The sequence below is a fragment of the Stenotrophomonas sp. 21LCFQ19 genome (assembly GCF_056861425.1).
Window position 1 is genome coordinate 1 of the sequence record NZ_JBSPUF010000019.1, and the last position, 22,682, is coordinate 22,682.

Sequence of the window (22,682 nt, forward strand, 5' to 3'; positions counted from 1 at the left end):
TCAGAGTGCGATTTCGACACGAAATCGCACTCTGACCCCGGTTTTGCCATCGCTGACAGTGCGCATGATTGCTGCCAGCACGAAAAGGCCAGTACACCCTGCGCCAGCGGTGAGCACTGCGACTGCCAGCAGCATTGCAACATGCTGCCCAGCGTCACGATGACCAGGCTTGCCCCGATGCGCCATGTGTTGGCGCCAATGCCCGCACTCCCCTCTCGCGGCGACGTGGCCCCGGGCGAGCTCAACCGCCCTCCCATCGGCTGATTCCCGCGCCTTCTGGCGTCCGCAGATATCTGTGCCAAGGCGATCGCCCTGGTGCACCCTTGATCTGTTCAGGACATGCAGCAACGCATCGTGATGCGGCTGTGTGACCGGGAGTTCCACATGTCTTCTGATTTCCTTTCCGATTCGCGCTCGGTACTGTCGCGACGTCGCTTCGTGCAGGGCCTGGCGATTGGCGGCGTGGTTGCCGGTGCCGGCCTGGCGCGTATTCCGCAGGCCTTCGCCGCCGGCAGCGCCATGGCCGTGCCGCCGGTTGAGCTGCGCAGCACCGAGCTGAGCCTTGCGATTGGCCGCTCGGCGGTCAACTTCACCGGCCGTACCCGCCCTGCCATCACCGTCAATGGTTCTTTGCCGGCGCCTATCCTGCGCCTGCGTGAGGGCGACACGGTCAACCTGCGCGTGGCCAACACGCTCACCGACGAGATGACCTCCATCCATTGGCACGGCATCCTGCTGCCGGCCAACATGGACGGCGTACCGGGGCTGAGTTTCAACGGCATTGCGCCGGGTGAGGCCTACCAGTACCGGTTCCAGCTCAAACAGTCCGGTACCTACTGGTATCACAGCCATTCGCTGTTCCAGGAACAGGCCGGTCTGTACGGCGCGCTGATCGTCGATCCGCTGGCACCACCGCCGTATCACTTCGACCGCGAACACGTGGTCATGCTGTCGGATTGGACCGACATGGATCCGGATGCGCTGTTCCGGCGCATGAAGAAGATGCCGATGCATGACAACACCTACCAGCGCACGGTCGGTGACTTCATGCGCGACGCCCGCAAGGATGGCCTGCGCGAGACGCTCAGTGACCGCGGCATGTGGGGCCGGATGCGGATGACGCCTTCCGACATCTCCGACATCAATGCCCACAGCTACACCTACCTGATGAACGGCACCGCGCCGGCCGGCAACTGGACCGGCCTGTTCCGCAGTGGCGAAAAAGTGCTGCTGCGCTTCATCAACGGCGCCTCGATGACCTACTTCGATGTGCGCATCCCCGGCCTGAAGATGACCGTGGTCGCCGCCGATGGCCAGTACATCCATCCGGTCAGCATCGACGAGTTCCGCATTGCCCCGGCCGAGACCTTCGACGTGATCGTCGAACCGACCGGCCAGGATGCCTTCACCCTGTTTGCGCAGGACATGGGCCGCACCGGCTACGCCTGCGGCACACTGGCAACGCGGCAGGGCCTGCAGGCGCCGATTCCGCAGATCGATCCGCGCCCGCTGCTGACCATGAGCGACATGGGCCACGACATGGGCAGCCATGGCGACCACGGTGCCGGCATGGAAGGTGGTTGCGGCGCCAATATGGGGGCCAAGGGCATGGAAGGCGGCTGCGGTGCGGCGATGGGTCACGGCGCCCATGGCGGCTCCGACAAGTCGCCCAAGCACAAGCCCAGCGAAGTCGGCAATCCACTGATCGACATGCAGACCGCGGCCACCGAGCCCAAGCTCGACGACCCCGGCATCGGCCTGCGTGACAACGGCCGCAAGGTGCTGACCTATGGCGCCATGCGCTCCTTGTTCGAGGACCCGGATGGGCGTGAGCCCGGCCGCGAGATCGAACTGCATCTCACCGGCCACATGGAAAAGTTCGCCTGGAACTTCGACGGCATTCCGTTTGCTGGCGCCGAGCCCATCAAGTTGAACTACGGCGAGCGCATGCGCATCGTGCTGGTCAACGACACGATGATGCAGCATCCGATCCACCTGCACGGCGTATGGAGTGACCTGGAAAACGCCGACGGCGAGTTCCAGTTGCGCAAGCACACCATCGACATGCCGCCGGGCACACGCCGCAGCTACCGCGTGCGCGCGGATGCGCTGGGCCGTTGGGCCTTCCACTGCCACCTGCTGTACCACATGGAAGCGGGCATGATGCGCGAAGTGAGGATCGACGCATGAAGACTTTTTCTCACTCGCTGCTGTTCATCGCCCTGGCCGCCAGCGGCAGTGCTTTCGCGGAGGATCCGCATGCGGGCCACGCCGGGCATGCCGCTGAAGCAAAGCCGGCAGTGGATCCTCATGCCGGGCACAACATGCCCAAGACCAAGGCTGCTGATCCCCATGCAGGCCATGCAATGCCCAAGGCGGAAGATCATTCCAGCCACGGCGCGACCACTGACCCGCACGCGGGGCATGCAATGCCGGCGGACCCGCATGCTGGTCACAACCTGCAGGGCAGCAGCGCAAGCGACGCGCCGCGCGAACCGATCCCAACGCCGACCAAGCAGGACTTCGACGATGCCTTCCCGGTACTGAAGCCGCATGCGATGGAACACGCACCGTCGTTCCACAGCCTGGTGGTATTCGATCACCTGGAAGCCTGGGACAACGCCCACGGCAGCGGCCAGGCCTGGGGCATCGACTCCTGGTTCGGCAACGACATCAACCGCCTATGGATCCGCAGTGAGGGCGAGCGCAGCGAGAACGCGCTCGGCGACTGGTCGGTGGATGCGCTGTACGGGCATTCGATCTCGCCGTGGTGGGACGTGGTGGCCGGTGCGCGGCATGACAACAGCCGCGAATCCCCGGACCTGACCCGTGCCGCGTTCGGCCTGCAGGGCATGTCGCCGTACAAGTTCGAAGTCTCGGCGATGGCCTACATCGGCGGACCGCGCAAGGCCGAGTTGGTTGTAGAAGCTGAATACGATGTACTACTGACCAACCGGCTTATCCTGCAGCCGCTGGTCGAAGCCAGCATCGTTGCCGATGACGATCCGCGTCGTGGTATCGGCAAGGGCTTGAGCAGCGTGGAAGCAGGCCTGCGCCTGCGCTACGAGTTCACCCGCAAGTTCGCACCGTATGTGGGCTTCGTGCACGAACGCGCATTCGGCGATACCGCCGACCTGCACCGTGATGCTGGCGAAGGCGTGAGCGAATCGCGCTGGGTTGCCGGCGTGCGCTTCTGGTTCTGATTCGCAGTGATGGCGTCGCATGCCGGCGCCATCTCCACTCTCCTTACAAGGAATACATTCGATGAAGTTCTTTCTCCAGGCCGCACTGGTCGGCGCGATCTCCCTTGCCTCCGTTTCCGTCGCGCAGGCCCAGCATGCCGGCCATGAGCACCACGCACCGGCGACCAAGCCCGCTGCAACAGCACCGCAGGCCGATGCTGCGGCGACGTTCAAACGCTTTGATGCCAACAGGGATAGCTTCATCAGCCGCGAGGAGCTGCCCAGCGGACACCCGCTGCTGCCGCACTTCGGCATGAGCGATGGCAACCGTGATGGCAAGCTCGACGCCAAGGAATTCGAGCGCGGCCTGTCGATGCTGTGATGCCCTACCGCCGCATCGGCCAGCTGTCGGTGCGGCGAACTATCCAAGGACTCAAGTTCATGAAAATGCGTTCAAAACCCATGTTCTCGCTGCTGGTTCTGGCTGCCGGCACCTTGTTGATCAGTGCCTGCAACGCCAGTCCGTCAACTGCCAGCACGGCAGCCGCTGCGGTTGCTGCGGCACCTGCGAAGGCTGCTGAAGCTGCGCCGGCTACCAAGGCGTTGCCGTTGGTGGTTGTGCACAAGGACCCGAACTGTGGCTGCTGTGGTGGCTGGGCCGAGCATATGCAGGCCGCAGGCTTCCCGGTACAGATCAATGACACCAGCGACATGATGGCGGTCAAGCAACGCTTGGGAATCGGCGACGGAATGATGTCCTGCCATACCTCCGAGATTGATGGCTATGTGGTGGAAGGCCATGTGCCGGTGGAAGACATCAAGAAGCTGCTGGCCGAGCGTCCCCAGGCGCGCGGGCTGGTGCTGCCGGGTATGCCGGTGGGTACGCCGGGCATGGAGTCACCGGATGGTTATCGTCAGGCGTTTACGGTTGCATTGCTCGGCAATGATGGTTCGTTGAGCGAGTTCTCAAAGCACGAGTGACCCGCGCTTCAAGCCCCTCTCCCGCTTGCGGGTGGGAGAGGCGCAATAGACGAACTATTGATTCGGAGCCCCCCCTTGCCTCAGCGCAAGGGAAGGGACCAAAGCCGCGTGCCGTTGTAGTGCCGAGCCATGCTCGGCAGGGGCTTTACCGCGAGGTGCAAAAGCCCCCCTCATCCGCCCCCCGCCTTCGCGGGGGCAGGCTCTCCGGGCACCTTCTCCCGCAAGCGGGAGAAGGGAATGTCCAGAGCCAAAACCAGAGCCGAAGCAAAAGCAAAAGCAACAGCTGCAGACCTCCGACATCTGCAGCCACAACGGCCAAGCTCAAGTTCACTCAGATCTTGAAATCATCAAATGCAACCCGCTCATCCGCAACACCCAGCTTGCGCAACAGCTGTCTGGTCGCCGCCAACATCGCCGGCGGCCCACACAGATAGAACTCGCACCCCGCCAGATCCGGATGCTGCTTCAATAGATCTTCATGGATCGCATCATGCACACGCCGTGCATCGGCCCCCTGCCCCGACCACACCGGATGCCAGCTGAAGTTGGCATGCTCACGCGCCAACTCCTGCATCTGCTCGACATAGGGACAATCACGCTCACCGCGGGCGCCGTACCAGTAATGCATACGTTCGCCACCGCCTTCATCCAAGCGCTGCTGGATTAGTGCACGTAGCGGCGCCATGCCCGCACCGGCGCCAATGAATATCTTCTCGCGCTCACTGCCGCTGAGTGCGAAATCACCAAACGGGCCGCTGTAGCGGACACGGTCACCCTCACGCAACGTATAGGCATAGGTCGAGCCCTTGCCCGGCGGATGCTTGCGGTTCTCCTGCCAGCCGGGACTGAAGCGCACCAGCAGCACCAAGCCGCCGTCCGCGTTCGATACCGGTGTCGCCAGCGAGTACGAGCGCCGTACCGCCGCCTTGTTCTGCTGGGTCGCAGGCAAGGACAGCGCCTTCCAATCCTGGTCATGCTCGGGCGGATACCACACCGCACTGCGCGGCAGCTCGTACTCGGGCACATGCAGCTGCAGGTAGCAGCCGGGCTGGAACTGTCCATCCGCAGCCTGCTCCGGGCGCAGATGGATTTCTCGCAGGAACGGGGTCACGGCAACGACTTTTTCAACGACGGCCCAGTGTTCCGTCCACAGGCTGGCACCGCCGGCCACTTCGATCTCGACGTCCTCATCCACCTGCAGATTGCAGGCCAACCTGCAGCCGACCTTGCGCTTTGCTTCCGCCACGTGCGCGCGATCTGCCGCTGTTGCCTTACTGGCACCGGAACGCACCCGCACCTCACACAGACCGCAGCTCTGGCCGCCACCGCAGTTGGAGGGAAGATTGATGCCTTCGCGCGCCAGCGCCACGTAAACGCTATCACCACTGGCTACTTCAACCGTGCGCAGATGCGCGCCGCCCGGTGCGTAGACCATCAGCTGCCGACGCGAACGCCAGCGCCGCGGGATGAACTCCTGCAGGTGGAAACTGGCGATCAACAACCACACACCGGTCAGCGCCAACCACAGGCCACCAATGCCCATGCCAACCACCAGCGGGTTGTTGAAGTTGACCCGGCTGCTGTAGTCCATGATGTGCAGCATCCAGAAGATGTCGAACAACCGCCACGTCGCGTTGCGATGCTCCATCACCTGGCCACTGTGCGCGGACACATAGATGCTGGTGTCCTGCGCATCACTGAAGTCGACGCGCCACACCGGATCCGGGTTGGCGCGGGTTTCCAGCGTTTTTTCCAGATACTGCGGCGTGGCGGCGACGCCATCACCGGCATAGGCCGCTTGTGCCACTTTCGCCGCCACAGCCGCATCAATGGCGATGCGCCTGCCGTCACGGGCATCGATCACCTCGGTGCCTTCCGGTGACTGCAGGCGGTACACCGGCTGTTGCAGCAACCAACCACTGTCCAAAGTTGCCGCCTCACCCTTGGCTGCAGCGAGCGCCACACTTGGCGACACTGTCGCGGCCGGCCACGCAGGATTGGCGACAGCCGCTGCTTGCTGGGCACTGCCTTCGATCTTGTCAGGATCGAGCAGGCTCATCATCAGGCCGCTGCCCAGCCACACCACGAACTGCAGGCCGACGATCAGGCCCACCCACTTGTGCAGGGTACGCATCCAGGGCGTCATGCGTTCCTCCGCTTGCCGAAGCTGTAGAACAGCAGCCAGATGCCGCTGAGGGCGAAACCCAGGCCAATGATCGAGGCCACGCGCAACAAGGTGTTGTTGACGTCGGTGCGGTTCTCGTAATCCATGATGTGCAACATCCACACGAAGTCGAATACACGCCACAGGTCGTGCCGGCGTGCCAACAGCTCACCACTGTCCGGTGACAGGTACAGCGTGCTGTCGCCGCGGCCGCTGAAATGCACGGCCCACATCGGCACCGGGCGGGTCTTCACTTCTGATGGCGCACGGGTGATCCACTCCACCCGCTCAACTTCGCCTTCCCCCTGGTACAGCGACTGCGCCAGCGCTATCGCCTGCTCACGGTCCATCGGCGCCAGGCGTTCGCCGCTGGCGGCATCCACCAGGTACTTCTGTTTGCCTTGGCGGATCTCATAGACCTCGCGTTCCAGCACGTGCTTGAGCCGGAACGATTCCATCTGCGGGTAGCGCGTTGCCAGCACATCGGCTCCAACGCGCACGGTCTGCGCCGGCAACGGCGTGCCATGCACATGGGCAAGGTGGTCACCATGGATCACGTCCAGCGGCACCACGGTCATGTAGACACCGCTGAGCATCCACAGCAGCGCCTGCACGCCGATCACCAGACCGATCCATTTGTGGGCACGGCGTGCCCAGAATGCGGGTTTCATCAACATCGTCCTCGTTCAATGACGCGCCCCGCCGCAGCTGCGACGGGGCGCATCCAATCACCAGCGGTAGCCGATGCGTGCGTACCAGCGGCGACCCAGCAGGTCGTAGGTCATCGTATCGGTGTTGGCATCGGTATAGCTCTGGATGAACGGCGGCTTCTTGTCGAAGACATTGTCCAGGCCCAGCGATACATCCAACGCCTTGCTAACCGCGTACTTGAGCTGCAGGTTGTGATAGAACACCGACGGCGCGTGGTCACCAATGTCACCGCGGGCTGCATTGATGTCATCAGCACGACCGATGTACTGCGTGCTCCAGGTACCCGACCATTGATCGCGCGAGGCATTGACCGAGACCAGGCCACGCCACTTGGCATAGCTGCCGCGGCCGCCGGTGATCTTGCCGGCGTACTCGATCAGGTCGGCACCGTCGTACGGCCGCACGTCATAGCGCTGCAGGTAGGACACATCGGCACTGACGCTGGCATCGAAGCCGGCTACCTTGAACTCATACAGCGCGCCGAAGTCATAGCCGGTGACGTGTTCGTTGGCGGCGTTGACCGGCTGCGATGACAGGAAATCCACTTCGCCGGTGCGCGGGTTGCGGGTGAAGTTGCTGGCGTCACAGAACGGATGCGCCAGCCCCGGCGTGTTGTAGCAGATGGCCAGCTTGGTGGAACCGTCGATGCGCTGGATCGCATGCTTGATGCGGATGTTGTAGTAGTCCAGCGTCAAGGTCAGTCCGGACAGGAACGCCGGCGTCCACACCACGCCCGCGGTGAACGAGGTGGCGTCTTCCGGCTCCAGCGCCGAGTTTCCGCCCGAGGTGGTGAGGATGGTATTGCCCGGCTGCACATAGCCCGCTGGCACGCCGTAGGCCTGGCAGTTGTCACGCACGGTGGAGCCCGCCGGCAACGCCGACCAGTTGCTGCACGGATCGGTGGTGGTCAGGTTGCCCTCGGCCACGCCGCCAAACAGCTCCGGGATGTTCGGGATGCGGAAGGCGGTGGCATAGGTGCTGCGTACTTTCAGCGCCGGATTGATCTGCCAATCCAGGCCGGCCTTGTAGTTGTAATCGCGACCGAACAGATCGTAGTCCGAGGCACGCCCGGCCAGATTCAGATACAGCGAATCAGCGATGACGTTGTCCTGCAACAACGGAATGGCCAACTCGGCGAAGACTTCCTTGGCGGTGTACTCACCGGCAATCGGATCCTGCTGGTTGGTATTGCCGATGCCCAGCACGGTCAGCGGATCGGGATTGCGCCAGCCGCGTTCCTTGCGCACTTCCACGCCGGCAGCGAAACCCACCCAGCCTGCAGGCAGCTCGAAGATCTGCCCGCTCAGGTTGGCGGTGAAGCTCTTTTGTTCGTTGCCACCGGTATCTCGCGAGCTGTAGAGGATGTAGTCGAGCACTTCGCGGCTGAGGTCGCCGTAACCCAGATAATCGCCACAGGGGATCACCGCGCCCGGTACCGGGCTGCAGATGCTGCGGTCCAGTGTCTGATCGACACGATCAAGATTGGCGATGTTGTCGGAGCCATCGGTGCCGGTATTGCGGCCCCAGTTCAAGGCAGCCGACCAATCCCAACCAGTGCCGAATTGTCCCTTTACCCCCACCAAACCACGGAAGGTATTCACCTCCTGCGAGAAATGGCGTGGACCGGCTTCTTCCAGGCGACGGCGTTGCAGCAGCAGGTCCTGTCCGGTCGGGTTGGTCGGGTGATCGGCAGCGATATTGATCGGCCGGTACACGCCGAGCCCGCCCGGCGCGGCCAGCTGGTCGGATTGACGGTTGGTGTACATCAGCTCGGTGAACACGGTGGTGTTCTCGCTGAGCTGGCTGTCACCGAACACGCTGATGCTGATGCGCTTGATCGGATTGACCGCGTTGAGCGTAGGGTTGCCGTTGTAGTTGTGCTTGGCGGCCGAGTACGGCTCGTAGAAATCACCATTGCCGCCCAGCACCTGGTTGAAGTTGACGCGGCTGCCATCGGCCAGCAGCGCACGGCCGCCCACCGTGGTCGAACTCCCTGAGCACACCAGTTTTCCGTCCACCTCAGCCAAGCCACACGGTGCCCGCGAGGCCATGTTGACCGTGCCGCCTTCGGCGTAGTTGATGCCGGCCATCAGCGAGCCACGATCACTGGTTACGCCCCAGGCCAGGTCGACAGCAGTTTCGTCGCCATCGCCGCGGGTGGTCTGGCCGTAGCGCACTGCCGCCTCGGCGCCATCGAACCCTTGTTTGGTGATGATGTTGACCACGCCCGCCACCGCATCGGCGCCGTAGATGGCCGAGGCGCCGTCCTTGAGCACTTCCACGCGCTCGATCAGCGCTACCGGGATCATGTTCAGATCGACCGAACTGTTGGCGCCGGTACCGCCATTGACGACGCGACGGCCGTTGAGCAGCACCAGGGTGCGGTTGATGCCAAGGCCACGCAGGTTGACCTGGGTGGTGCCATAGCCGTTCTCGGCCCAGTAGGCATTGCTCTGGCTGCCGGCAAAACCGGCCGAGGCCGGCAGGCGCTGCAACAGCGTGTCCACCGAAGTGGCGCCGGAGCGTTCGATGGCCTGTGCGTCGATCACGCTGACCGGGCCTACGCCCGACAACTGCGCGCGCTTGATGTGGCTGCCGGTGACCTGCACGGCATCCAGCGTGCGGGCGGCTTCATTCGGGGGTTGCGCGTCCTGCGCGTTGGCGGTGTGGACGGCGGTGGCACACAGCAGCGTGCCAATGGCCGCAGCCAAGGCTTGGGGCTTCAAATACATGTTCTCTCTCGCTGGGATTCTGTCTCGGGGCGATAGCCGCGGTCGCGGGTGCGAGCACGGTTCACTACTACGTCGTGGTGACGCGAGAACAACCGCTCAGGCGATGGGAGGTCGGAAGACGCGGGACAGCCTGCCGGCCGGCAATACCAGCGCCGGCAATGGCGTATCGGCCGATACCGGCGGATGCGCACCGGCGAACAACAGCGCCGTCGCGGGGGGATAGATGGTGAACACACACAGGCATTCGCAGCCCACGCTGTCGGCGCAGCTGCAGTCGTCGGCATGGCTGGAAGTCGACTTGCCGGTGTGCTCGTCGTGGTCACCGCCAGCAGCTGCAGCCGAAGTGCGATTTACCAGATCACTTCGAACCGGGTCACTTCGCACCGGATCACTTCGCACCGGGTCACAGCCTGCACTGGCCGCGCGGGTAATCCCCGCGACCGATGGAACCCCATCCGCATGCAGCACCATGCGCGTGCTCGCCCATGCCCCTAGCACGCCTTCGACGGCGAGCACCAGCATCAGCAGCAACGGCAGGCACATACGGTAGGACATGAAGTTCCAGACAATTCCGCTATTTGTATATACATACAATGAATAACGCGAGCAGCGAAACCTTGTCAACCGCCGCTGGTCACGCCGTGGCTCCGTCCGTGGCGGCATCCCCTGCCAACAATCCGCGCAGGCCTTGCGCCAGCGTCACTCCCAGCGCACATCAGGCAATGCATGCGCGCTTCATCAAAACGGGGGGAACAACGACTATCCTGCGACGCAGCATAGCCAGCGCGCGCGCAGTCGCCTAGCCACTGAAGGTATGCCGTTGATGATTTTTTGTATCGACGCATGCAAGCAGGGGTGGCGATTTCAAATGCAACTTTTTGCATGAGCATTGCGCTGCCGCAGTTGCATCCGCGCCCTCCCCCATTCATCGCAACAGGATAGATCTCATGAGCCTTCAAACCCTTGCCCAACAGCCCGGTGTCGCCGCCCAGGTGCCAGCCGAAACCAATGGCTTCGTGTTCAACCACACGATGCTGCGGGTCAAGGACATCCGCGCCTCGCTGGATTTCTATACGCGCGTGCTTGGCTTCCAGCTGATCGACCAGCGTGATTTCGCCGAAGCACAGTTCAGCCTGTACTTCCTGGCCTATGTGCCGGCCGGTGCACAGGTGCCGCAGGACGATGCCGAGCGCCGCCTGTGGATGGCCGGTATTCCCGGTGTGCTGGAACTCACCCACAACCACGGCACCGAGAACCAGGATGGCCCGGTCTACCACGACGGCAACAGCGACCCGCGCGGCTTCGGCCACATCTGCGTGTCGGTGCCGGAACTGGAAGCAGCCTGTGCACGCTTCGAGGAGCTGGGCGTGCCGTTCCAGAAGCGCCTGAGCGATGGCCGCATGAAGAGCCTGGCCTTCATCAAGGACCCGGACGGCTATTGGGTTGAGATCATTTCCAATAGCGTGCGTGCTTGAATCAACAATGCGCCGTGCAGATCCGCTGTTGCCCGCGTCCGCAGGGCGCAGCAGCGAGCTCATTTCCGATAGTTTCCCCGGGTGCGCTTCGCTTACCCGGGCTACGAAGCTACGGATTGCATTGATTGCTGATAATGAACAACAAACGCCGGCATAAGCCGGCGTTTGTTGGTGTCGAACCACTTGGCAGAGATCGACTTACTTGCTGAAGGTGCCGGCCTTGACCAGCACCATCTTCTGCGGGTCCACGTACTTGCGGATCACGCCGTTGACCTGCTCCAGCGTCACCGATTGGATCGCCTGCGGGTAGTTGTCCAGCCATGCCAGGCCCACACCGCGCTCAACCGTGCCGATGATCGCCGCCGACATGCCGTCGGTATTGCCCAGGCCAACCTGGTAGCTGCCGACCATCGCCTGCTTGCGTGCGTCGAGTTCGTCGGCGGTGATGCCGTCCTTCCACCAGCGCTGCAGTTCGCGGCGGGTGCTGGCGATGCCCTTGTCCATCAGCTCCGGTGCAAACGTGGTGCTGATGCCCAGGCCGCCGTCCATGTAATCACTGCCCAGCAGATTGCCGCCGATGCCGTAGGTCAGGCCTTCCTTCGCCCGCACCGCCGCCATCAGCCGGCCGGTGAAGCCCGAACCCAACACATCCACACCCACCGTCATCGGCAGGTAGTCGGCATCGGTGTAGCGCAGGCCGGTGGCCTGGCCCAGGAACACGCTGACGCTGGCCTTGTCCTTCATCGCGATGCTGTGCTCGGCGGCCTTGGCCGGCAGCCGTGCCGGAGCATCACGCAGATAGTCCACGCCGCCGCTCCAGCCGTTGAAGCCGTGTGCAACCGCGGTCTCGATCGCCTTGGCATCGACGTCACCGGCAAACACCAGGGTCATGTGCGCCGGGCCGTAGTACTTGGCGTGGAAGGCCTTGATCTGCTCCAGCGTCACCTGCGGCACTGCTTTGAGCATGGCTTCGCGCGGTACCGGTGCGTTGATGCTGCCGGCGGGGAAGATGCTGAGCATCATCGTCTCACGCGCCATCGTGCCCGGATTGTCGCTGGCCTGGCGCAATGCAGCTTCCAGCTGCACCTTGGCCTTGGCCAACTCTTCAGCGGTGAAGGCCGGCTGGCGCAGCTGCTCGGCGAGCAGGTCGAGCACGGTTGGCAGGTCCTGTTTCAGGCTCTTGCCGTAGATGCCGATGCGCGCGGCGCTGGGGCTGAAGGACAGCTGCGCGCCGATGCCGTCCAGCGTATCGGAGATGGCGAACTTGTCGCGGCGGGTGGTGCCGGCTTCCAGCAACATCGCGGTCAGCGTCGGCACCGCCGGGTTGTCTCCCTTGGCGGCGAGGAAAGCATCACCCAGCGGCATCGAGCCGGTGAAGGTGACCACGTCCTTGACCCCCATCGGGTAGACGATCAGGTCGATGCCGGCGGCCTTGGCGTGCACGGCGCTGTCGGCGACGCCGGCCTGTGCGGCGAATGCGGCAAGGCTGGACAGTGCAGCCAGTGCCAACGGAATCAGTCGAATGCGTTTTGCGTTGTTCACTTGCTGCTCTCCGGCACGAACCAGCCAACCGTGCTCTGCTCTGAGTTGAAATACGTGCCGGCGACGCGCTGCACGTCGGCCGGGGTGACCTTCTCAAGATCCTTCAAGGCGCTGGAATACAGGGTCCAATCGCCCATCGCGATGAACTCGTTGAGCGCATCGGCGGCCTGGTCGGTGCCATCGCGGCGGTAGGCTTCCTCGGCACGGTACGGGCCGAGCACGCGCTTGATCTCCTCGACGCTGACGCCGTCGCGGGCCACCTTGGCGATCTCGTCGCGGACGATCTTTTCGATCTCTTCGTGCTTGCTATCCGGGGCCAGCGCCACGCTCAGCATGAACAGGCTGGGATCGCGCTGCTGGTACATGCCGCCCGATACCGCCACCGCCTTGCTGGTGTCCACCAACGCACGCTGCAGGCGAGCGCTGCGGCCGCCCTGCAACACCAGCTCCAGCACGTTCAATGCCGGAATGTCCTTGTCCAGGCCCGCCGGGGCCTTGTACGCCATCATCACCGTGCCGGTTTCACCAGCACGACGCAGCGTCACCCGACGCTCGCCCTGCTGCTCCGGCTCGGTGGTGTAGACCTCGGGAATGGCATGCGGCGAGCGCGGCACCTTGCCGAACTTGTCGCCTATGCTGGCCAGTACCTTGGCGCTGTCGATATCGCCGACCACGGTGACGGTGGCGTTGTTCGGCCAGTAGAAGGTGTCGTAGAACGCGCGCAGCTTCTCGATGGACACCTTCTCGATATCGCTGCGCCAGCCGATCACCGGATGATGGTATGGATGCGCGCTGAAGGCGGTCGCCCACATCAGCTTCATCAAGGCACCATTGGGATTGTTTTCGTTGCGCTCGTACTCGTTGCGCACCACGGTCATTTCGCTCTGGCGGTCCTTCTCGCGCAGCAGCAAGCCGCGCATGCGATCGGCTTCGATGGCGATGTAACCGTCCAGCGCAGCCGGCGGCAGCGTGGCGTAGTAGTTGGTGCGGTCCAGCGAGGTGGTGGCGTTGAAGCCGGCACCGACGCGATCCAGGTAGGTGTCGACGTTGTTTGCGCCATCGAAGTTGGTGCTGCCCATGAACATAAGATGCTCAAGCAGGTGGGTGCCGCCGGTAGAGCCGGTCACTTCATTGCGTGAACCGACCCGGTAGGTCATCTGGAAGGTCACCACCGGTGCGGCGTGGTTGGGCAGCAGCAGGACGCTCAAACCATTGGCGTCGAGCCGGTACTCGTCGATGCCATCGGCGGATTTTACGTAGGTGAAGCCATTGACCTTGACCGGCTCGGCCGAGGCAGCACCAGCTGCCATCAAGCCCAGCGCAAGGCCGGCGCACAACAGGCGTTGCGAAATCATGCGTAGCGTTCTCTCTAGATGCGCCCGGGGGCGCGGGGAAAGTCGGGGCGGGAGTTCAATCCCGTCCTGGTGGGGTAGCGTTTTCCAGCGCGGAGAGCACGATCTCCGGCGTGAGTACCTCGGGCAGTTCGCGCGGCGGGCCGCCACCGGCCGGATAGGCCAGGTTGAACGGCACCGCGCTGCGGTTCCAACGTTCCAGCTCGGCGGTGATCAGCGGATCGGCATTGGTCCAGTCAGCCTTCAATGCAACCACCTCGTTGTCGCGGAAGTAGTCATTCACCCTTGCCGCAGCGAACACCACCTTCTTGTTGACCTGGCAGGTAGCGCACCAGCGCGCAGTGAAATCGACGTAGATCGGGCGACCTTCGGCCTGCAGCTGCTGCACGCGCTCGCTGCTCCAGGCTTCCCATTGCAGCGCCTCAGGTGCTTGTGCACGCGGCCAGCCAAACAGCACCGCCGCAACCAGCACCAGCACGCCGGCAACCGCACTGAGCTTCGCGCGGCCACCGCGGGCACCGGGACGGGTGCCGCGGCCGTACAGCCACAGACCGAAACCCAGCAGTGACAATGCGAGCAAGGCATTGAGCAGGGCCGCTTCGTGCAACTGCCCGGCCAGCACCCACAGCAGATAGCCGACGGTGGCATACAGCGGGAAGGCCATCAGCTGCTTGAAGGTTTCCATCCACACGCCCGGGCGCGGCAACAGTTTGACCAGCGACGGGAATACCGACAGCAGCAGGTAGGGCAGCGCCAGCCCCAGCGCGATCGCAGTGAACACCACGAACGACTGTGCCGTTGGCAAGGCCAGCGCTGCACCCAGCGCAGGTGCCAGGAACGGTGCACTGCACGGTGTTGCCACCACGGTGGCGAGCATGCCGCTGAAGAAGCTGCCGGCCACGCCGCTGCGCGACTGCAGGCCGGAGCCAACACTGGTGGCGCGCACGCCTACCTCGAACACACCACTGAGGTTCATCGCGAACGCCAGCATCACCAGCGCCAGCACGAACACGAACGGTGCCGACTGCAGCTGGAAGCCCCAACCGAGCTGCTGCCCGCCTTCACGCAATACCGCCAGCACGCCGGCCAATGCCCAGAACGACAGCAGTACACCCGCGGTGAACGACAGCGCATGCAGGCTGACCTTGCGCCTGTCATTGCCAGCCTGCTCGATGAAGCCAACCACCTTCAGGCCGAGTACCGGAAACACGCAGGGCATCAGGTTGAGGATGAGCCCGCCGAGCACTGCAAACAGCAGCACCAACAGCGACAACTGCGCACCATCATTGCCTGCGCCCGAAGCTGCTGCGGCACCCAAGTCGCCCGTGCTGACCAAGGCAGTCGCCTCGGCCTCGGCCACGAACGGCAGCTCGATGCTGACACCGCGATAGATGCCTTGCGCGTCGGTGTAAGCCAGCACGCCGCGCAGCGCTGCATCGGCCGGCATGGTCTCGGCCGCATCCAGAGGCAACTTCAGCAAGGCGCGTGCGCCGCGATTGCCGATGGTCTGCGGCACCTTGTAGGAAACGAATTCGTCGGCGGGGAAAAAATGCAATTCGGCGATATCTGCCGGTGCGGCCACGCGCAGGGTCAGATCACCCTGCTCGCGGGTTGCCGCCAGCTGCCAACCTTCGCTGGAACCTGGCATCGGCAACGCCGCCAACGCCGCCTGCACATCGGCATCGGGCTGTGGCGGATCGGCACTGACCGGTACGTTCAAGCTCACCGCTGCCTTGCCCGGAATGCACACGGTATCGCACATCAGCCAGCGCGCCTGCGCCTTCAACTCGACAACACTGCCGGGTTTCAGGTCAGCCGGAGCGATCAACCGCACCGGCAGGTAGGACAGGCCTTCGTAACCGTGGCCGGTGATATTGCCTTCGCGGTCACGGACCAGGATTGGCGTTGGCCACTGGATCGCCTCGGCGGTCCAGCCCGGTGGAAGCTCCCACATCAGCCTGGTCGGCAAGCCTGTACCAGCGTTTTTCCAGAAGCTGTGCCAATGCGGATCGTGCTGCATGCGCAGGGCGAGCTGCAGCGGCTGCCCAGGTTGCACCGAACGTTGCGCCGCGACGAGCTCGGCCTGCACCTGCGCCAGCACGCCGCCAGGCAGCAGTACGCCGAGCAGCAACAATGCGCTCAGCGCGGCGCGGCGGATGACATCAACGTGCAGGTGCATCTTCAACCTTCCTGATCTGTGCACGCACCGCGCGCTCGACGTCCCACTCGCGCATGCCGACGCCGACGATGGTGCCGTCACCGGCGATCAGGTAGTTCTGCGGCAGCTGCACCACGCCATAGGTCTGCGCGGCCTTGTCCTCGAAGCCCGGTGCCTGCAGGTTGATCCACGGCAGATCGTTGCTGCCGCCCTCTTCCTGCATGGCCTTGGTCCAGTCTGCCTTGTCTTCATCCAGCGATACGGCGTATATCTCGAAGCCATGCGCGTGGAACTCGCGGTACACCTTCAGCAGGTGCGGGAATTCGCCCCGGCACGGCCCGCACCAGGACGCCCAGAAGTCGAGCAGCACCAGCTTGTTGCGCGCCAGCACCTCGGACAGCTTGACCACCTTGCCGTCCGCACCGACGGCCTCGATGTCGGCATAGGGCTTGCCCGGACCGAACTTCTCGGCCAACTGTTGGGTCTTGGCGTAGTCGGCCGCGGCCTGCTCCATCTGCACGACCAAGGGGTGCGCGCCGAGCTCCTGCTTGTAGCTGGCCAGCAGCTGCGCGCGGCGGGCCACGTCGTAGCGCTTCCAGTCGTAGTTCTCGCTCAGCACCAGCAGCTTGAGCAGCGCAGGCTCTGCACCGTCGAGGATGACCGCGTCGTAGTCGTTCCTGACCTTGGTCAAGGCAGCAAACGGTGCAGCAACCGATTCACGTGCGGCCTTCATCGCCGCTTCGTCGTTCTCATCCACGCCGTCGAAGGCCTTGCGATTGGCTTCGCGGTTGGCCTTGTAGGCGGCCACATAGGCCGGATCCTGCAGATAGCCGTAGACACGTTCGGTCAGGCTGCCGCCCTTGGCCACCGGGCCCAGAGCACCGGTTTCGATACGTAGCTCGCCCGGCTCCAGCACCAGTTTCACCGAACCCTGATTGCCAACCATCAGCACCGCCGGTACGGCCTGCTTCACCTCACCGCTGAGCACGAAAGCGCCACCCTGCGCGGTGGCCGTGGCCACCGGCTCGACATGCATTGGGTCGGTCGCTGCCGACGGCACCAGCAGTTTGAGTTCGGTACCGTCGGCCAGCCCAGGCAGCGTGCCGCGAATGCTGTAAGCACCGCTGCCAGCAGGCATGGCGGCGGCGTCCTCGGCCGGGTTGGCAGGCGGGGTTTGCGATGGGCTGCATGCAGTGAGGCCGAGTGCAGCGACGACCGCGCTGGCCAGCAGGCAGGCGCGCAGGGTGTTGGCGGTGGACTTCATGGATTTCCTTGCAATGGATGCGGCGCGCCGCCGACGAGGGAACGGCGCACCGCGTTGTGACGGAGCAACCGCTTGGCGTCAGAACTCTTTCTTGATGTCCAGATAGAGCACGCGGCCGCGGATGTTCACGCGGTTGGAGACGAAGCCGGACAGGTTGTCGACGAAGGGATAGTCGCGATCGAACATGTTCTGCACGCCCATGCGCGCGGTAACGCCACCCAACCATCCATCGCGCTGGTGCTTGCGATAACCAACCTGGGCATCGAAGGTGGTGTAGGACGCCGAACGTGTACGCGGATTTTCATTGGGGATGAAATCGTTGTAATCGGTGGCCGTAGCCGACAGCGGATACAGCACGCGGTGCGCAGCGCTGTAATGGCTACCCAGTGAGGCGAACCACGCGTTACCTTCCCAGCCGACGAACAGGTCGCCCGCCCACTTGCTCGGCCCCAGCTCGCTGTCCGCATAGCTCAGCGTCGGCATCGACGCCAGCGAACGCGAGGTCAGCTCCAAGGTACGCACGGCATTGAGCTCGATACGCCAATCACCCCAGTCATTGCCGAAGTAATAGCTGGCAGTGGTATCGATGCTGCGCGAGCGACGACCAAGGAAGTTGATCGCACGGTTGTCCCACAGCATTACCCCGTTCTCGCCCAGGGTGAAGGTCCCTTCGGGCATCTTGCTGATGTCCTTGAAGATCTCCGAATAGGTCAGCCCGGACAGCGGATCGCCGATGTAGTTGTCGAAAGTGGTGCGGTTATAGGTGGCCGACAACTGCAGGCCGGTGGCAAACCCCGGTACCCAGTCGAAGCCATAGGTCACCACGCTGGCCACCTGCGGTTTCAGGTTCACGTTGGGGCCGCTGAGTGCGACGATCTGGGTGACGCCATCCGGCAATTGCCCACCGTTGAACAGCACCCGTGAGGTGTAGTCGTCCATGATCAGCTGGCCGAACTGCTGCTGGGCCTGCGGTACCAGGAAGGACTCGCCCCAGGTGGCGCGCAGGCGCAGCTGATCGATCGGCTTCCACGCCAGCCGTGCCAGCGGACTTGTGCGGCTGAAGCTGCGTGACACCACGCTATCGCTGCCGGTGATGCCACCGGCACCGTCATTGTTGACGCCGGTCAGCTGCTCGACGTCAAAGCCACCGAGTTCACCGAGCCCGGCCGACCAATCACGCAGCGCGCTGTCGCCACGCTGGTCGAAGCGCTCGTAGCGGGCGGCAACAGTCAGGCTGAGCAGCTTGGCCAGCGGCTGATCCTTCAACAGCGGGATGCCGATTTCGGTGAACAGCGCCTCGGATTTTCCGGTACTTTCCGAATTCAGGCGCTCGCCGAGATTGCTCTCGTAGTTATAGCGCTGCTCGCGGTGCTGTGCGCCAAATGCCGCTTCGATCTTGCCCGCAGGCAGCTGGAACAGCTCGCCGCGGGTCAGCAGGTCGACGGTATTGGCACGCGACTGGAAGCGATAGACATGGCGCTCGACCAGGCTCTGCAGCAGCTCGCGGTTGCGCGCGACGATGGCATCGTTGCTGCCGTCGCCAAACACGTTCAAGCCATTGAGCACTTCCAGAGTGCGCGCATAGCCATCGACGCCCATCGAGCCGGTCAAGTCCATCAAGGCGGTGGTGGTGCCCTTCTCGCGGCCGATGCTGTACGTCGCCTCGTAATCCCAGCCCTTGGCAAACGGCAGCTTGCCGTTGATGCCGACATGCGCGTCGCTGTTGGTCTGCTTCTGGTCTTCGCTCAGGTTCATGCCTTCGAACTCACGTTCGAACGAATAACCGACCAGTACGTCGCTACCGAAGTTGTTGTATGGATTGCTCTCAGGAACGTAGGTGTTGTAACCGTCCTCGAAGATGCTGAAGTCGAACAGCGTCGGCCGCCAATTCTCCTTGTTGACCTGGCGGACATGGCTGATGCCGTAGTTCAGCTGGGTGGTTTCGCCAAGATCGTGCACGCCACTGATGCGGACATAGCGGTTGTCGACCTTGGGGCCGATGCGGCTGCGCTCATAGGTCGACGGTGCGGTGGCCGGGTCATAGGCGAGCAGGCTGTCCGGATCCAGCGCGGTGCCATCCTGACCGCCGGGAATCACGCCGAGCGCCTCGCCCATGAAGTGGTAATCGATGCCGAAATCCAAGGACTCATAGACCACGCCGGGCTGGCCCTTGTTGCGGGTACGGCCGTTGACGCCGCCTCGGTCGCTGAAGTCGCCGCGGCCGTTCGGGCCAACATGGATCAGGCTGGTGACATCCGCAGGCAAGCTGCGCTCAAGCCCGACCGCAGCAGTGACGTGACCGCTGCCATAGCCAAAGGTGCGGGCCAGGTCCAACCGCGATACATCGGCACCGGTGCTGGAGTTTTCATGCCGCAGCTGCGCGGTGGTGCCGTCGTAGGACTTCTTCAGCACGATGTTGATCACGCCGGCCACGGCGTCGGAGCCATAGATGGCGCTGGCACCATCGCTGAGCACTTCGATGCGCTCGATCTGCGACACCGGGATCGAGGAAATATCGGTATAGGCGCCCTGCGCCTGTGCCGACCCACTACGGCGACGGCCATCAACCAGGATCAGCGTGGAGCGGCTGCCCAGGCCACGCAGGTTGGCACCAGACGAGCCCAGCCCGGACACACCATCGCCATACGTGCTGCCGAACTCCTTCTCACCCAGCGCGCGAGAGGCGCTGGTGCGGTTGGAGAAGTTCTGCGGCAGGTTGCGCAACACGTCTTCAATCGAGGCATAACCACGGCTTTCGATCAGCTGCGAATCGATCACGATCAGCGGCGAGGCTGGATCGATGTTCTTCAAATAGGTACCGGTGACATTGATTGTCTCCAGCGTTTCAGCGCTACCTCCGTCCTGTTCAACCACGTCGCCTGCACTGCTGCGCGGACGGATGGCGACCGTTTTCGCGTTGATGAACTCATGCGTGTACGCAGTGGGTGCAAGCAGCTGCTGCAGGGCAGTCGCCGCGCCCATCTGGCCACTGACTATGCCGCTCTGCACGCCGCTACCTGCACTGCCAGCGTAGACCACCTGCAAGCCGGACTGCTCGGCAAACACTTCAAGCGCCGACGCCAGTGACTGCGCAGGAATATCAAACTTGAACACCGCAGCATCGGCCACTGCATCGGCCGCCGCTGCTGACTGTGCCATCGCCACATTGCCGGTGCCAACCAGCAGCGCTAGCGCCACCGCCTTCACCAACACGTGCTTATGAAGAATAGTGCTGGACCCCATGGATAATTCGCCCCCGAAAGACATCGAATGGTTACCGAGCAACCGGAGCCGCCTTGCGCGGAGCCAGCCTCTTGTTACATCCGTGTGTCCAAGTGCGGGAAAAGGGTACTCGAGCCCAGAAATATTTTTGTGGATTCCTGCACTGCCGCTTACTGACGACTGCCGCGGGCAGCGATCACGTTGCGGTCGGCCTGCCTGCTGACCTGCAACTGCGAGCAGCACTCCAGGAACTGCAGGAAGGAATCTGCATCATCGGCATGGAAGACACCGCTGTAGCGCTGCTCGCGTATCAACGGATCCGTCACCACGATCGGTCGTGGGTTGTAGCGATTGAACTCACTGACGATGTCGGCGAGCGTATCGTTGCGGAAGCTCAGGCGGCGCTTGCCATCGACCGGTTCGTTCGACGCCTCCAGCGGCATCCGCAGCATGGCCTGCTGGCCCTGCGGTATGCGAGCCTGTTCACCGGCTGACAATGCCGCCGGCCGGCCCAGCGATTCAACCTTGGCCTTGCCCGCTTCCAGCGTGGACGCATCGTCGCGCCACAGCGATTCCAGCCAATTGCTGTTGGCCGTCACCTTGACCTTGCCCTCGCTGACCGCGACCAGCGTGCCCGAAGGCAACCGGTTGACGGTGAAGCGCGTGCCCACCGCTTGCACCGTGTTGTCGCCGGCATGCACGCGGAACGGGCGGCTGCTGTCGTGCGCCACATCGAAAGTTGCCTCGCCATCACGCAACTCGATGTCACGCACACCCGCGCTGAAGCGCACGGCGATGTACGAAGCCGGTGCCAACGTGACCATCGAGCCGTCGGCCAGGGCGATGCTGCGCTGCTCGCCGACCGCGCTGGCGTACTGGTGGACCGGCACTTCCGGCTGCAGCAGGGTCCAGCTGCCCGCCAGCAACGCACAGGCGGCAACGCCCGCTGCCAGCGCCCAACCCAGCCTGCGACGGCGCCCACGTGCGGCAGGTTTACGTTCCTGCAGCCTTGCCCCCGTTGCAGCGCTGGGCGCATCGTACAGCGGCACCACGTTGTCCATGGCCTGGGCCTGTGCCAGCACCGCGTCCAGGTCGAAAGCCTGCAACGCGCCGCTTGTGGCCAGCTCGCGCTGCACCAACTGCGCCATCAGCAGCTCTTCCAGGTGCAGCGGCGAGCGCGCCACCCAGGCCGCAAAGCCGGCCCGGTCGGCATCGCTGGGCGTCTCGCCCATGACGTGCAGCCACTCGGCGGCCTCGCGTGCGGCGCGCTCCCGGCTCTGTTGCGGCGATGTGCGATAGATATTCATGGTTTCACCCGCCCTGCCTGTCGCAGGGTCCACATCCTGTTCATCGTTCCAAGCTCGCGCGTACATGCGCCAGCGCTTCGACACTGTATTTCTTTACCGTATGCACGCTCAGCCCCAGCTTCTGCGCGATCTGCGCATGGCTCAGGCCTTCGCGCCGCTCCAGCAGCAGCACCGCCAGCCGGTTGGCCGGCAGCTGCGCCAGCGCATCGCCCACCTGCCGCTCGAAGAAGCCGCCGCCTTCGCTGAAAGCCGCCTGCCCCGGGTTCTCGGACACCGCATCGACCACGGTCGAGTCGTACAGCAGCCGGCCCTGGCGCTGGCGCATGTTGAACTCGCTGGCCACATGCGCGGCGATGCCATAGATGTAGGCCAGCGGGTTGCGCACGGTTTCGATGTTCTGCACGCGCAGCAGGCGCAGATAGACCTCCTGCACCAGGTCACCCAGGTCCTGCGCCTCGGCCACCCGCCGGCGCAGGTAGCGGTGCAGCTCGGCGCTGTAGTCGTGGACGGCGCGGGCAGCGAAATCGCGCCCGGGCTGGTCCTGTCCGGCCGGCTCCATCATCGTCTCCCGCCCGGACCTTGCCGGTCGTGG

At 63.8% G+C, this 22,682-nt stretch carries 16 protein-coding genes; 5 read left to right on the forward strand and 11 right to left on the reverse strand.

From position 1 onward, the window contains the following. Nucleotides 1-384 precede the first annotated feature (384 nt). From AC13FW_RS17840 to AC13FW_RS17855, 4 genes are all read left to right on the forward strand, one after another. On the forward strand, nt 385-2,190 hold the full coding sequence (locus AC13FW_RS17840; RefSeq protein ID WP_482989954.1) for a copper resistance system multicopper oxidase: 1,806 nt from the start codon (nt 385-387) through the stop codon (nt 2,188-2,190). Beyond that, nucleotides 2,187-3,203: a copper resistance protein B gene (locus AC13FW_RS17845; RefSeq protein ID WP_482989955.1), complete on the forward strand. Its 1,017-nt coding sequence runs from the start codon at nt 2,187-2,189 to the stop codon at nt 3,201-3,203. Before AC13FW_RS17840 ends, AC13FW_RS17845 begins: the two co-directional genes overlap by 4 nt. Nucleotides 3,204-3,264: 61 nt before the next feature. Continuing rightward, nucleotides 3,265-3,564, forward strand: a complete 300-nt coding sequence (locus tag AC13FW_RS17850) for an EF-hand domain-containing protein (protein WP_482989956.1) — start codon at nt 3,265-3,267, stop codon at nt 3,562-3,564. 59 nt (nt 3,565-3,623) lie between these two features. Beyond that, on the forward strand, nt 3,624-4,163 hold the full coding sequence (locus AC13FW_RS17855) for a DUF411 domain-containing protein (RefSeq protein ID WP_482989957.1): 540 nt from the start codon (nt 3,624-3,626) through the stop codon (nt 4,161-4,163). A gap of 331 nt (nt 4,164-4,494) precedes the next feature. On the opposite strand, the gene AC13FW_RS17860 is transcribed toward AC13FW_RS17855, so the two are convergent. From AC13FW_RS17860 to AC13FW_RS17875, 4 genes are all read right to left on the reverse strand, one after another. Then, a complete protein-coding gene (locus AC13FW_RS17860; protein ID WP_482989958.1) occupies nt 4,495-6,309 on the reverse strand; it encodes a 2Fe-2S iron-sulfur cluster-binding protein in 1,815 nt (604 codons plus the stop codon). Continuing rightward, nucleotides 6,306-6,998: a PepSY domain-containing protein gene (locus AC13FW_RS17865; RefSeq protein WP_296247662.1), complete on the reverse strand. Its 693-nt coding sequence runs from the start codon at nt 6,996-6,998 to the stop codon at nt 6,306-6,308. The genes AC13FW_RS17860 and AC13FW_RS17865 overlap by 4 nt, the downstream gene beginning before the upstream one ends. Nucleotides 6,999-7,055: 57 nt before the next feature. After that, nucleotides 7,056-9,770 carry a TonB-dependent receptor gene (locus AC13FW_RS17870; protein ID WP_482989959.1) on the reverse strand — a complete coding sequence of 905 codons (2,715 nt, stop codon included), beginning with the start codon at nt 9,768-9,770 and terminating at the stop codon, nt 7,056-7,058. Between the two features lie 96 nt (nt 9,771-9,866). Next, nucleotides 9,867-10,325: a CopL family metal-binding regulatory protein gene (locus AC13FW_RS17875; RefSeq protein ID WP_482989960.1), complete on the reverse strand. Its 459-nt coding sequence runs from the start codon at nt 10,323-10,325 to the stop codon at nt 9,867-9,869. Between the two features lie 392 nt (nt 10,326-10,717). Here AC13FW_RS17875 and gloA point away from each other — a divergent pair, with 392 nt between their 5' ends. Further along, nucleotides 10,718-11,245 (forward strand): lactoylglutathione lyase, encoded by a 528-nt coding sequence (gloA, locus tag AC13FW_RS17880; RefSeq protein ID WP_296247657.1) that lies wholly within the window; start codon nt 10,718-10,720, stop codon nt 11,243-11,245. A gap of 198 nt (nt 11,246-11,443) precedes the next feature. Here gloA and AC13FW_RS17885 read toward each other — a convergent pair whose 3' ends face one another. From AC13FW_RS17885 to AC13FW_RS17915, 7 genes are all read right to left on the reverse strand, one after another. After that, complete coding sequence (locus tag AC13FW_RS17885) at nt 11,444-12,787, reverse strand: M16 family metallopeptidase (protein WP_482989961.1); 1,344 nt, start codon at nt 12,785-12,787, stop codon at nt 11,444-11,446. Then, complete coding sequence (locus tag AC13FW_RS17890) at nt 12,784-14,142, reverse strand: M16 family metallopeptidase (protein ID WP_482989962.1); 1,359 nt, start codon at nt 14,140-14,142, stop codon at nt 12,784-12,786. The genes AC13FW_RS17885 and AC13FW_RS17890 overlap by 4 nt, the downstream gene beginning before the upstream one ends. 55 nt (nt 14,143-14,197) lie before the next feature. Next, a complete protein-coding gene (locus AC13FW_RS17895; protein WP_482989963.1) occupies nt 14,198-16,318 on the reverse strand; it encodes a protein-disulfide reductase DsbD family protein in 2,121 nt (706 codons plus the stop codon). Continuing rightward, nucleotides 16,302-17,561 (reverse strand): redoxin domain-containing protein, encoded by a 1,260-nt coding sequence (locus AC13FW_RS17900; protein WP_482989964.1) that lies wholly within the window; start codon nt 17,559-17,561, stop codon nt 16,302-16,304. Before AC13FW_RS17900 ends, AC13FW_RS17895 begins: the two co-directional genes overlap by 17 nt. Nucleotides 17,562-17,639: 78 nt before the next feature. After that, entirely contained in the window at nt 17,640-20,804 is a 3,165-nt protein-coding gene (locus AC13FW_RS17905) for a TonB-dependent receptor (protein ID WP_482989965.1), read from the reverse strand. 149 nt (nt 20,805-20,953) lie between these two features. Continuing rightward, nucleotides 20,954-22,090 (reverse strand): FecR family protein, encoded by a 1,137-nt coding sequence (locus AC13FW_RS17910; protein ID WP_482989966.1) that lies wholly within the window; start codon nt 22,088-22,090, stop codon nt 20,954-20,956. Nucleotides 22,091-22,130: 40 nt separating this feature from the next. Beyond that, the gene (locus tag AC13FW_RS17915) at nt 22,131-22,649 is read right to left on the reverse strand and encodes an RNA polymerase sigma factor (protein ID WP_282268214.1); all 519 of its coding nucleotides are present in this window, start codon (nt 22,647-22,649) and stop codon (nt 22,131-22,133) included. Nucleotides 22,650-22,682 lie beyond the last annotated feature (33 nt).